This is a genomic window from Rhizobium sp. AC27/96, assembly GCF_001692325.1.
GTDB lineage: Bacteria > Pseudomonadota > Alphaproteobacteria > Rhizobiales > Rhizobiaceae > Rhizobium.
In genome coordinates this window covers 13,304-25,519 of sequence record NZ_LXKN01000073.1, presented here as the reverse complement: position 1 = coordinate 25,519, position 12,216 = coordinate 13,304, and the positions used below count along the sequence as shown (strand labels likewise).

The 12,216-nt window shown below is 61.1% G+C and carries 12 protein-coding genes; 2 read left to right on the top strand and 10 right to left on the bottom strand.

The features are described 5' to 3' along the window. Positions 1-11: 11 nt before the first annotated feature. Genes A6U86_RS32355 through A6U86_RS32340 form a run of 4 tightly spaced genes read right to left on the bottom strand, consistent with a single transcriptional unit; the run spans position 12 to position 5,106 of the window. Positions 12-1,097, bottom strand: coding sequence for a DUF1513 domain-containing protein (locus A6U86_RS32355; RefSeq protein WP_068400629.1), 1,086 nt, complete (start codon positions 1,095-1,097; stop codon positions 12-14). A gap of 5 nt (positions 1,098-1,102) precedes the next feature. Then, complete coding sequence (locus A6U86_RS32350; protein ID WP_068400626.1) at positions 1,103-2,212, bottom strand: imelysin family protein; 1,110 nt, start codon at positions 2,210-2,212, stop codon at positions 1,103-1,105. Next, a complete protein-coding gene (locus A6U86_RS32345; RefSeq protein ID WP_068401135.1) occupies positions 2,212-3,771 on the bottom strand; it encodes a di-heme oxidoredictase family protein in 1,560 nt (519 codons plus the stop codon). The genes A6U86_RS32350 and A6U86_RS32345 overlap by 1 nt, the downstream gene beginning before the upstream one ends. Positions 3,772-3,816: 45 nt before the next feature. Beyond that, positions 3,817-5,106 carry an imelysin family protein gene (locus A6U86_RS32340; RefSeq protein WP_068400624.1) on the bottom strand — a complete coding sequence of 430 codons (1,290 nt, stop codon included), beginning with the start codon at positions 5,104-5,106 and terminating at the stop codon, positions 3,817-3,819. 217 nt (positions 5,107-5,323) lie between these two features. On the opposite strand from A6U86_RS32340, the gene A6U86_RS32335 reads away from it, so the two are divergent. Next, positions 5,324-5,827: an HPP family protein gene (locus tag A6U86_RS32335; RefSeq protein WP_068400622.1), complete on the top strand. Its 504-nt coding sequence runs from the start codon at positions 5,324-5,326 to the stop codon at positions 5,825-5,827. A gap of 7 nt (positions 5,828-5,834) precedes the next feature. On the opposite strand, the gene A6U86_RS32330 is transcribed toward A6U86_RS32335, so the two are convergent. From A6U86_RS32330 to A6U86_RS32310, 5 genes are all read right to left on the bottom strand, one after another. Beyond that, complete coding sequence (locus A6U86_RS32330; RefSeq protein WP_068400620.1) at positions 5,835-7,124, bottom strand: RsmB/NOP family class I SAM-dependent RNA methyltransferase; 1,290 nt, start codon at positions 7,122-7,124, stop codon at positions 5,835-5,837. A gap of 211 nt (positions 7,125-7,335) precedes the next feature. Next, the gene (locus tag A6U86_RS32325) at positions 7,336-7,704 is read right to left on the bottom strand and encodes a septal ring lytic transglycosylase RlpA family protein (RefSeq protein ID WP_068400618.1); all 369 of its coding nucleotides are present in this window, start codon (positions 7,702-7,704) and stop codon (positions 7,336-7,338) included. A gap of 397 nt (positions 7,705-8,101) precedes the next feature. Continuing rightward, positions 8,102-8,974 carry an SDR family oxidoreductase gene (locus A6U86_RS32320; protein WP_068400616.1) on the bottom strand — a complete coding sequence of 291 codons (873 nt, stop codon included), beginning with the start codon at positions 8,972-8,974 and terminating at the stop codon, positions 8,102-8,104. Next, positions 8,974-10,131, bottom strand: a complete 1,158-nt coding sequence (queG, locus tag A6U86_RS32315; RefSeq protein ID WP_068400613.1) for a tRNA epoxyqueuosine(34) reductase QueG — start codon at positions 10,129-10,131, stop codon at positions 8,974-8,976. The genes A6U86_RS32320 and queG overlap by 1 nt, the downstream gene beginning before the upstream one ends. 113 nt (positions 10,132-10,244) lie before the next feature. Beyond that, positions 10,245-10,937 (bottom strand): glutathione S-transferase family protein, encoded by a 693-nt coding sequence (locus A6U86_RS32310; RefSeq protein WP_047628468.1) that lies wholly within the window; start codon positions 10,935-10,937, stop codon positions 10,245-10,247. A gap of 150 nt (positions 10,938-11,087) precedes the next feature. Between A6U86_RS32310 and A6U86_RS32305 the strand changes: the two genes are divergently transcribed. Beyond that, positions 11,088-11,885 (top strand): undecaprenyl-diphosphate phosphatase, encoded by a 798-nt coding sequence (locus A6U86_RS32305; protein WP_068400606.1) that lies wholly within the window; start codon positions 11,088-11,090, stop codon positions 11,883-11,885. A 70-nt stretch (positions 11,886-11,955) separates the two neighbouring features. Here the strand turns inward: A6U86_RS32305 and A6U86_RS35755 are convergent, their stop codons facing one another. Continuing rightward, positions 11,956-12,120 carry a hypothetical protein gene (locus A6U86_RS35755; RefSeq protein ID WP_174069955.1) on the bottom strand — a complete coding sequence of 55 codons (165 nt, stop codon included), beginning with the start codon at positions 12,118-12,120 and terminating at the stop codon, positions 11,956-11,958. Positions 12,121-12,216 lie beyond the last annotated feature (96 nt).

The window sequence follows — 12,216 nt, the reverse complement described above, 5'->3', positions numbered from 1 at the left end:
CCAGGATCCAATCAACCGCGGGCGATGCGGACGATATGCTGATCCCAGGCGACGTCGCTATGCTCGCCCAGGAAGTCGCCCTGATAGGAGGACACGGCAAAGCCATGGCTGGCTGGGGCGATGCCGGCCGCATCGGGCACGTTTTCTACCTTCAGCACCCTGCCGGTTCTGGCATCCAGCGTCACCGATGTCCCCTCGACCGGCGACGTCACACCCACGAGGTTTTCGGCACGGTTGACGGCGATGGCACCGACATAGTTGCCGAGCGCGCGAGTGGTGTCATCGGGCAGGGAGACGAAGGTCAGATCCTCGCCCCTGGCGAAATGGCCGACGAGCGGCGGCAGATCGTTGCGATGGCCCTCATACTGGCAGGCGAACCAGACCCGGCCGCTCGCATCGATATCGACATGCCGCGTCGATACCTGCGCATATTGTGCCGGCAGGACATGTTTCTCGATCAGCCGGCCGCTTGCCGCATCGATCAGCGTCAACGATGGTTCCATATGGTCGAGATTGAGCTTGGTGCGGCCGAAATCCGGATGCGTTTCGATACCGCCATTGGCGACGATCAGGTACTTGCCGTCATCAGAAACGGTCATGTCATGTGGCCCGACGCCATAGGTCTCATATTCGCCGATGCGGGCAAAGCGGTTGCGCGCATCATAGAGCCCGATGATGCCGCGATTGTCGTCGAAGTCGTTCTCGCTGGCATAAAGCAGCCTGCCATCCGGCGAAAACGTGCCGTGCCCATAGAAATGCCGGCCTTCTTTGGCGGTGATGACGATCGGTTCGGCCTTGTTCCAGGGATCGAAGATCATCGCATAGGTGCCGGGCCGGCGGGCGAAGGCGACGGTCTTGCCCGTCGCCTTCGAAAAGGCCATGCCATGAGCGCGGGCGGGCAGGGCCACCTGATCGACGATCCGGCCCTTCTCGGTCACCGTCGCCACGGCAAAGGAGCCGTCGGCGGCGCGAATGCCCGAGGCGTAGACCGCATCTGCGCGCTCGAGGGCCATCAGGGCGCCGGGCTTGAGCGCCGCTAGGAAGGTCAGCCCAGCAGCCTTGACGAAAGCTCTCCGATCGATCAGCCCGCTGCGCATCCCGGTCAGTCCCCGTCGGCGAAGGAGAAGCCGGCGGAAAGGCCGATGGCGCCGCCATACTCGTCGCTGAAGGCGGTGGTGAGATCGCGGCTGACGGCAAGCAGCTTGTCGATCTTGGCGCGCTCCGCATCGTTGCCGAGAGCCGTCTCGATGTTGGAATTGATCGTCGGTGCGGTCGTCGCAAGCTCGTTCAGCAATCCGTCGATCTTGGCGGCGGCGTCACGCTTGTTCGCCGGCAGCAGGCTTGCCATGTCGGCTTTTTCCCAAAGGGTCTTGAGGCCTTCGATGTTGCCGGTGAACGAGGTCCAGGTGTTGCCGGAACGCCAGTAAATCGCCATCTTCGGCCGCGCCGATGCGGGGTCGCCCTTGTAGAAGGTCTCCAGCCGCTGATCGCGGACATTGGCCGCACCATGCACGAGGATGCCGAGGAGCGCCGTGACCGCTTCCTTGTTGTCCATGAAATCGTCGCTGGACTTGCCCGGAAACTTCCAGGATTTCTGCACGCCATCGGGTGCATCCCATTCGTCGGCGATTTCCTTGGCCGTGTTCTCGATATTGCCGGCGACCGCCGCGCCATAGCGGCAACGGAAGCCCTGCTTCTGGGTGGCGAGAACGTCCGAACCGGTGCCGTAGAGGACATATTCCAGCGCCGTCATGCTCATCAGCGCGACGCTCTTGCCGGCGACGGCCTCGACCGTCGTATCCTTCTCGTCGGCCTTGGCGATCAGCGCCTGCACCTGCTTGAGGCCGACGCCCTTGCGGTCCGGGTAGAACAGGATGTGCTCGAAGCGGTTCTTGTCGATGATTGGGCCGGTATCGACGATTTCGATGCGCGACCAGCTCTTTACCGTGTCGCCGAAAGCGGATTGGGCGCCGGTAAGCGTCGTGGCGGAGGGGTCGGCGCAAAGCGCCTTCATCGCCACGGTCAGCTTCGAGGCGGAATCATGCATGGCGCGATAGCCCGGACGAATGACGTCATCCACCGCCTTCTGCAGGGTTGCCGGCACCGCGGCTTCATTCAGGCCGGCGCCGTTGGTCGTCGCGTCCTGCGCCTGGGCGGGCAAGGCGGCGGCGGTGAGGAGAAGGCTAGCTGCGAGACGTTTCCAGTGGCGCATCAAAGTGACTCCAGAAAGTTGATGAGGGCTTGCCGATCGTCCTTCGAAAGGTCGGCGAATGCGGTACGGGCTTTTTCCGCCTCTCCTCCATGCCAGAGGATGGCTTCGGTCAATGTGCGGGCGCGGCCGTCATGCAGATAAGCCTGCCGACCGCTTACGGTTTGTGTGAGGCCTATACCCCAGAGCGGTGGCGTGCGCCAATCGCTGCCGGACGCGACGCCCACCTGCTGGCCGTCGGAAAGGCCTTCACCCATATCGTGCAGCAGGAAATCGGAATAGGGCCAGATCAGCTGGAAGGCCTGCGGAGAGCCCTTGCCGTCGCCGCCCTTGATGTCGTCGCGAGTGACGAATTTCGGCGTGTGACATGAGGCGCAGCCGGAGCGATAGAACATCTCCTTGCCGTGCAGCACATCGGGAAAGCTTGCCTTTCGGCGGGCGGGAACGGCAAGATTTTCGGAATAGAAAGTGACGAGGGCAAGGATCGGATCCGGCGCCTCCGTATCGCCCAGGCGCTTCTGTACGCCGTTCGGCATGGCAAGGCATTGCGGTTCCTTCGCCGTGCAGTCGCCATAAGGGTTCGGCCGATCCGGCGTGGAAATGCCGATATCGACCGAGAAAGCATCCGCCACCTGGTCGCGCACGGTTGCGTTCTGGGCCTTCCAGCCAAAGCGGCCAAGCGCGATCTTACCCGTGCGGTGATCGCGGACGATCGCGGGCTTGCCGCGAATGCCGGTGCCGTTCTTGCCGTCCGGGTCGGCATTGGTGAGAATGTCGGCCTCCGGAATGGCCTCGATCAGCCCGAGGCCGATCATCGGCGGCGCGATGCGCGGCGAGAATGTCGTCGCAGGGTCGAGCGGCCCATAGGCGAGATCGCTCACGCCGTAATGCGGCTTGCGCAGCGTCACGGTCTCGCCGCCGGCAAGCGTCACGGTCTGCTCGCTATAGCTCACCGTCACCTTGCCTTCGGCGGCAAGCCCCGGCACGGCGAGGTCCTGCAGCTGTTTGCCATAGGTCGAATCGGGGAAGTTGAGCGCGCTGAAATCCTTGGTTGCCTGCTCCTCCTCCGGCGTGGCGGCGGGCCGAGCCAGACGCAGCACCATCGAGGTTGCGGCCGCTCCACCGGCGTCCGGCGGATGACCGCGGCCGTCGCGGATGTGGCAGCTCTGACAGGAGCGGGCATTGAACAGCGGCCCTAGCCCGTCGGAGGCCTGTGTCGAGGAGGGAGCGGAGACCCAGAGCTTGCGGAAGAGGGCGTTGCCGAGATGGAAATCCTGCCCTTGTTCCTGGCTCAAATTGGCCGAGGGCTGCGAGAAGATATCGCGATTGACGGGATCGATCGACGTCGAGGCACCGCCCTGCATCGCCTCATAGGCTTCGGCCTTGAGGAAATTGGCGGTCGCGCGGGTCACGTCGTGCACCCGCTTCAGCTGTTCGGCGGAGAGATCGGTGCGGACAGTCGGAAAATCGAGAATGGCCGCGCCGGCCAAAGTGATGGAGAAAACCAAAAAACCCGCAGCTAGGGCGGGCAGCAGGGCGCGGTTGGCCGGGATGCTTGTCATGGGTATCGGGGTGGCAGCGCGGTGTCGCGCTGCCACCATCCCTCATTACTTCTTGGTGAAGACAGCGTTCGGGTTGTCCAGGCTGTCCGAACCTTCGAGCTTGATCGTGCCGAGGTCGAGGGCAGCGATGACGCGCTGGATGCTCTTCGTCTGGTCGAGGAGGCCATCGATGGCCTTCTGAACCGTCGCATTGCCTTCCTTATTGCCTTCGCCGATCATCTGGTCGTACTTCTCGACCGTCTCGCCGCGATGCACCAGGGCCTTCATGGCTGTCAGGGTAGCGTTGAGCTTGCCCTGCATTTCCTTGTCGAGCGCCGGATCCTTTGCCTTCACCAGATCATGCAGGGACGGGCCCTTCAGCTTGGTGCCGTCGACGCGGGTGTAGTTGCCGGTATAGGCAGCCGCGATACCGAGGGCATCGCCATTGTGCTCGTTATAGGTGTTGTCGGAGAAGCAATCCTGCTCTTCTTCCGGATCGTGCAGCAGCAGGCCGAGCTTCATGCGCTCGCCGGCAAGTTCACCGTAGGAGAGCGAGCCCATGCCGGTCAGGATGGCGGTGAGGCCAGCCTTCGGATCGGCTTCGACATGCTTGGTGGCTTCGCCGTCCGGCGTCCACTTCTCCGTCATGTCCTTGAGGTCGGCAACGAGCAGCGTCGAAGCGGATTTCAGATATTCGGCACGGCGATCGCAATTGCCATGCGTGCAATTCTTGAGGTCGTAGTCGGTTGCCGGGCGTTCGCCGGCACCCGGTCCGGTGCCGTGCAGGTCCTGGCCCCAGAGCAGGAATTCGATGGCATGGTAGCCGGTCGCGACGTTGGCTTCGACACCGCCAGCCTGATGCAGCGTGCCGGAGAGGAATTCCGGCGTCAGATGCGAAGCGTCGACATCCTTGCCGTTGATCTTGATCGTCTTGTTGGCGATGACATTGGCGACATAGAGCGCGTTCTCATCGCTTTCCGTGCCGTAGGAAGCGTCGACATAGTCGATCAGGCCTTCATCCAGCGGCCATGAGTTTACCTTGCCTTCCCAATCGTCGACGATCGAGTTGCCGAAGCGATAGGCTTCGGTCTGGGCATAGGGAACACGAGCCTTGATCCACGCGGCACGCGCTGCCTTCAGCGTCTTGTCGCTGGGGTTGGCGAGCAGGGCGTCGATCGCCTTGTCAAGCGCCTGTGCCGTGGTCAGCGAGTCCTGATACTTGGCGTGAGCCACGTCCGCATAGTGCTTGAGGACAGCTGCCGGCTCGGGAGCGGCGGCAAGGGCGGGCAGGCCGGATGCGGTAGTCGTAGCAAAGGCAACCGCAAGCACGGCGCCAAAATTGATCTTGAGTTTCATGTTCCCTCTCCTAATGACAGCGGGGGCACCGTCAAAAACTTGGCGTTTTGTGTCATGTATGAAAAATAAACTTGTGTCAAACGCTCTAGTTTAGAATGATTTTAAGGCCGATTATTATTAGTTCCGGCGTATGAATGGAATGGATTTGCTTGAAAAAGCGGCAGATACAGGTCAAAAAACAGGCAAATAGATTTCAGCCGAGTTTCGAAGATCTTCCATGCATCGCCATTTCAAGCATTTCCTTCACCGTCATGAGCCGAAAGGCCACTGGCACGGGCATCTGAAGTCGGGTGTCGGTGCGGTTACGGGCATGACCGCCGTCGGCGCCCTGGCGATTGCGACCGGCATTCCCCTGTTGATCGCGCCCTTCGGTGCGACGGCCGTATTGATCTTCGGCCAGCCGAAGAGCCCGCTGGCGCAACCGGCCAATGTACTTGGCGGCTATCTGCTGGCGGCCCTTGTCGGCAGCCTGGCCATGGCGCTGCTGCCGGGTCTGTGGTGGGCCGCCGCCATCGCGGTTGGTCTCGCCATTGCCGCGATGCTGATTTTGAGAGTGACGCATCCGCCGGCCGGCGCCGTGCCGCTGGTGGCACTGGGGTCGCATCTGTCGGCGTGGACGCTGTTCACGGTGGTCGGCCTCGGTGGCCTGCTGCTGATCGCCATCGCCGTGCTTCATCATCTCATTCCGCCACGGCAGCAATATCCGCTGCGGGCGGATTGAGAGCAAATCAGGCTTTTCGCTGCAGGCGGCAGAAGAAGAAGCCGTCCGTATCCGTGGAGGCGGGCGTCAGCGTAATGGTCTTGCCGTCGGACGAGAGCGGCCGCGGCGTGTCCTTGCCGAACAGCTTTTCCCAGGAGTTCAGCGCGTCCACCACCTCGAAGTCCGGATTTTGGGCTGCGAAACGGTTGACTTGCGCCTCGTTTTCCTCAGGCAGGACAGAGCAGGTTACATAGAAGAGCGAGCCGCCGGGACGAACGAATTCACCGGCCTGGGCCAATGCTTCCTGTTGCTGGCTGGTGCGCTCGTCGAGATTCTTCTGCGTCAGCCGCCACTTCGTGTCAGGCCTGCGGCGCCATGTGCCCGTGCCGGTGCAGGGCGCATCGACCAGAACCTTGTCGAACTTGCCGCGCAGGGCCAGCAGAGCATTGCGTTCGTCATGGACCTGCACGTTACGGGTGCCCGCCCGCTTCAACCGCTCAATGATCGGCGCCAGCCGCCGGCGGTCGCTATCATAGGCGTGGACCTGACCCTTGTTGTGCATGGCAGCCGACATGGCGAGCGTCTTGCCGCCGCCGCCGGCGCAATAGTCGAGCACCTGATCACCCTCTTCGGGCAGAACGAGATCGGCAACGATCTGCGATCCCTCGTCCTGCACCTCGAACCAGCCCTTCTGAAAGGAAAGCTCTGCAGTGACGTTCGGCAGGCGGGATGCGCCTTCGCCGGCGGGAATGCGGATGCCGAAACGGGCGATCTTCGATGCCTGTGCTCCGGCACGATCGAGCGCCTTCACCACCTTGGCGCGGTCGGCTTTCAAGGCATTGGCGCGAAGGTCAAGCGTCGGGCGTTCGGAAAGGGCTTGTGCCTCAGAAAGCCAGTCTTTGCCAAAGGCGCGCTCGAAGGAAGGCTCGACCCATTCGGGAATGTCGCCTTGGATGTATCGGGGCGCATCGTCGAGTTTGCGGCCGGCAAAGGCGGCCAGCGCCTCGGCGCTCGGTGCCTCGGGGGCGAATTTATCGCCATCGAGTTCGGCCGCCAGCGCTTCCGGCGTCAGGCCCCATTGGCGAAAGAGAACTGCATGAGCAAGCGCGGAGGGGCTATCGTCACCCATCAGCCAGGCATGGGATAGCCGCATGCGCAGCGCGTCGTAGACGATATTGCCGATCGCGGCGCGGTCGCCGGAGCCGGCGAAGCGATGGGCAAGGCCCCAATCCTTCAGGGCGTCAGCCACCGGTCGCTTGCGCGCTTCGATATCGGCAAGAACTTCGATGGCCCCCTGTAATCGGCCGCCCAGACGCATTCACACTCTCCTGCTTGCGCGCCGTCCCAAACTCGACTGAGTTTACCGGGAAACGTCACGCTCTACCAAAATCGCTGACACCTCATCAATCCGCGCGAATAATGCACATGGCGGCGGATTATTAAGACGTCCCAACCGCGTGGTAGCCGCGATTGACGGAGAGAGCAAGCGTCGCGCCGAAATGCACTGCGCTTCCGGCCATATCGAGCGATTACTTCGAGGCGACGACTTCGTAACAGACGTTGGCGGTGCCGGAGGCGACCATGCCGATATCCTGCGCAGCGGCGCGGGAGAGATCGAGGACGCGGCCGCGAATAAACGGACCACGGTCGTTGATGCGAACGACGACGCTACGACCATTGTGCTTGTTGATGACGCGCAGACGCGTGCCGAAAGCAAGCGAGCGATGAGCTGCAGTAAGATTCTTGGAACTCATACGTTCCCCGGAAGCAGTTCGGGAGCTTCCCCCGTACCATGAAGCGCCTCCGCATCCAGTCGAGGCTATTGCCTGAGTCGAAAGAAGAGCAAAGGAGGCGGATATAGTTGCGGCGATTGCCAAAGAACGTTTGAATTTCGTCAAACCGAGTTTTCCCTCAAGCTATTGAACTTGCGCCTTGGTGGGCGGCGGGGGCTTAAATCCGGCCAAAAATGGCGAAAAAGTGCCTTTTTCGATCACGGAATGTTACAGTCTGTAACATTTGCGGATCGCAGCAAATACTGTGACTATTCAGTGGATTTGCTGAGTTACGGAAAAAACCTAATAAAATCAGTTAAAAATGGAACGATTATTCTCACTGTCGTGCTGCAATGCAACAGATCACGAAATCAGGAAAAATAATTTTGCTGCTTTGCCATAATCGCTGCCCCATTTGAGCCAATTTAGAGGTCGTTAACCTTAAATGGGGAGAAAATTGAACTATGGTAGCCGGCCAAGTAGGAATTTTCATGCGATTGAACTTGGTTGTAGGGCGGGATTTCTAAACCCGCCAACGCCCCGAAGACCAGAGCTCGGCAAGCGACATGCGGTATTCGGGATAGCGAAATGCAAAGCCGAGCGCGCGTAGTTTCGCGTTCGAGACACGCTTGTTTTCGCCATAGAAGGAGCGCGCCATCGGGGTCAGTTCGGCCGTCTCGAAAGGCTGTTCGGGTGGCGGCTCGATGCCCATGAGCCGGGCGGCCTCTGCCACCACGTCCTGCGGCGGCGCCGGCTCATCGTCGGTGACATTATATATGCCGCCAAGCTTGCGATCGGACAGGAAGCGCGCGCAGCTGCCGATATCCTCGACACGGATGCGGTTGAAAACCTGGTTTGCCTTGATGAGACGCCGCGCGGTGCTCTTGTCGAGATTGCTGAAGGCGTTGCGGCCAGGGCCATAGATGCCGGAAAGCCTGAGCACAGCGACGGGCAGGTTCAGCCTGATGCCGACGCGCAGCCAGCCATCCTCCGCCTCGACCCGCTCGACGGAGCGCGCCGCGATCGGATGCAGCGACGTCTCTTCGTTGATCCAGGCGCCCTTATGGTCGCCATAGACGCCGACTGTCGAGAGATAGCAGACCCATTCCAGCTTCGGCATTAGTGCGCGCAGATTGAGCTGAGCCAGCCGCAGCAACGGGTCGCCAATCTTGCCGGGAGAGATAGACTGTACGAGATGCGTTGCGGATGCCATCGCCTCAGCCAGAGCCGGGTCCAGCGTTTCGCCGTCGAAAACGAAGGCTTCGATGCCTTCCTTGGTCAGCAGTTCTGCCTTGTCGGCGGAGCGGGTCGTGCCGGTGACGCGAATGCCGGGGCCGGCGAAAGCCTTGGCGATGGCCGTTCCCGAATAGCCGCAGCCGAAAATCATCACATGCATCACGCAACTCCCGCCATTTTCCATTCCGCGCGAACTTCTTCGTCCGGCTCATCATCTCTTTCTGCCGCAAATATCAGGAACTCGCCAGCCGTCATCAACCGGGATAGTGCCCAGACAGCCATGCCTCGCACGGTGGGCGAGGGGTCCTTCGCCAGATCGCGGCAGGCGGCGATCAGGCTGGATTCGCCCGAATTGCCGGCGGCGATGAGCACATTGCGGATGAAACGATCACGACCGATGCGCTTCACCGGTGAGCCGCTGAAAAAGCTGCGAAAGGCTGCGTCGTCCAATGTGAGCAGAAAGGCGATCGACGGCTCCTTCAGGTCTTCGCGGGCGACCAGCTTCATCTCCGAGGCAGCACTTGCGAACTTGTTCCAGGGACAGGCGGCAAGACAGTCATCGCAGCCATAGATGCGGTTGCCGATCAAAGGCCGAAGCTGCGGGTCGATCGGCCCCTTATGCTCGATGGTCAGATAGGAAATGCAGCGGCGGGCATCGAGCTGGTAGGGCGCCGGGAAAGCAGCGGTCGGACAGGCATCCAGGCAGGCGCGGCAGGAGCCGCAATGATCGGGCTCAGGCTGATCCGGCTCTAGGTCGGCCGTTGTGAACATCGAGCCGAGAAACAGCCAGGAACCGAAGCTGCGGTTGACGAGATTGGTGTGCTTGCCCTGCCAGCCAAGGCCGGCCGCACCGGCGAGCGGCTTTTCCATGACCGGCGCGGTATCGACGAAGACCTTGACGTCCTCTTTCGAGCGCGCCGCAAAGCGCGTGGCGATCTCTTTCAGCCGCCCCTTGATGACATCGTGATAGTCGCGGTTCCGGGCATAGACGGAGATTGCCGCCTTGTCCTTCTTCTCCAGAATGCCGCGCGGATCTTCGTCTGGACCGTAATTGAGGCCGAAGACGACGATGGAACGGGTCTCGCTCCAGAGCACGCGCGGATCGCCGCGCCGCTCTCGCGTCTCTTCCATCCAGCTCATGGTGCCGTGGTGGCCCTGTTCCAGAAACTGGTCGAGCCTGACGGCAGCCTCGGGAATGGCGTCCGGCCGGGTGATGCGGCAGAGATCGAAGCCCTGGGCGTGCGCCTCGTCGCGCAGAAAGGCGGTCAGCGCGCTTCGCCGCTTGTCGGCTTTCTCCGCTTGGCGATCATCGGGCATATCCAGCCCTCGTTAGAGCATTTCCAGGAAAAGTGCGTAGCGATTTTCCGTTCGCAATGCGTAAAAACAAAGAGATAGAGCGCTTTCGCGATTCGGAGAAAAGCGAAAATGCTCTAGAAATCCAGATCGGCGTAGTGCGAAACCGGAGTGACCCCGCGCACGCGCTCCGCCAGGATCGGCCGGAAGGAGGGGCGCGACTTCAGCCGCTGATACCATTCCTTGGCGATCGGAGATTCCGTCCAGTCGATCTCGCCGAGATAGTCGAGAACGGAAACCGAGGCCGCCGCCGCCAGATCGGCATAGCTCAGCCGCTCACCGGCAAGCCATTGCCGGGAGCCAGCCAGCCAGGACAGATACTTCATGTGCTGGCGGATATTGCCGCGCGCCATGCGCATCACCTTGGAATCGGGTGCGCCGCCGCCCTGCTCGGCGGTCATCTGCAGCTTGAACACGCGCTCGCGTGTCAGCGGCCGCGTCACGTCCTGCTCCATCTTCTGCATGAACCATTCCGTCAGCCGGCGAATTTCGGCGCGCTGGAACGGATCTTCGGCCAGAAGCCGGCGGTCCCGCTTCAGGACCCCGTGCGTCTCGTCGAGATATTCGGAAATGACAGACGCGCCACACAGCGCCCGCATGCTGTCATCGACATAGACGGGCAGGGTTCCGGCTGGGTTGAGCGCCAGGAAATCGCGGCGCTTTTCCCATGTCTGCTCCTCAATCAGCTCCGTCTGATAGCCATATTCGGTCAGGATCAGACGAACGAACCGTGATGAAGATGACATTGGGTGGTGATACAGCGTCGGCATTGATACTCAGGTGTTTCCAATTGGTGCTACGGCGTTTTTCGGGTCGCGGTCGCGCGGCCCTAGTCATTTGTCATGGGTTGAAGCTATAGGAGCTTGGCCTAGTTTGCACAAGCGAATCGGGCCGCCCTGCCGTTTGACAAAGGACACGATATGGCTGAACAAATTATTATCGCGCTGGTTTTGGGTCTTGTGGAGGGGCTTACGGAGTTCATTCCCGTCTCTTCCACGGGCCATCTGATATTGCTCGGACATTTTCTCGGCTTCGAGGAAGCGGCCACTTTCGACGTTCTCATCCAGCTCGGTGCGATTCTCGCCATCCTGCTTGTCTATTTCAATCGGCTCGTTCAGATCGCCAAGGCGCTGCCCGTCAGCGTCAAGGCTCGTCACTTCGTGCTTGCCATTCTCTTCGGCTTCCTACCGGCCGCCGTCATCGGCGCGCTTGCGCATGATTTCATCAAGACGGTGCTGTTCGACTCGCCGAAGGTGATCTGTATCTCGCTGATCCTCGGCGGCATCGTCCTGCTCGTCGTCGACAAGATTCAGTTCAAGCCCAAATATACCAGTGCCTATGAGTTTTCCTGGCCGATGGCAGTAAAGATCGGCTTCTTCCAGTGCCTGGCGATGATCCCGGGAACGTCGCGTTCCGGCTCCACCATCGTCGGTGCCCTGCTGCTCGGGGCAGACAAGCGCTCGGCCGCCGAGTTTTCCTTCTTCCTCGCCATGCCCACCATGGCTGGCGCTTTTGCACTGGATCTCTGGAAGAGCCGGCATGATCTCAGCATGGATCAGGGCCTGCTGATCGTCATCGGTTTCGTCACCGCCTTCATCTCGGCGCTGCTCGTCGTCCGGGTATTGCTGGATTTCGTTTCGCGCCGCGGCTATGCCCCCTTCGCATGGTGGCGCATTGCCGTCGGCACTGTCGGTTTGATCGCACTCTACTTCGGCTGAGACGGATCGTCCGACGACCCAATCACAGATAAAATGAAGGCCGGTGAAAACCGGCCTTTTTCATGCTCGATCAGTTCGAGGGGGAGGCGTCGATAGAGCCTGTCGTGCAAGGGTCGACGCCGTAGGTCGGCGCACATTCGCCCTTTACCGAGGCGATGCTGCCGCGGGCCATGAAAGAGCCTGCGAGAATCACCAGTGCCGCGCACGCAAACAAAAGCGCGATAGACTTGCCCATCGAAGAATGCCTTTCCGCAGAAGTGTGAAGCGCGCCACGAACCGGTTCATTGTGCAAGCTTGTGACGCGCGGCTTTGTTAGTCAGTGAAATGAGCA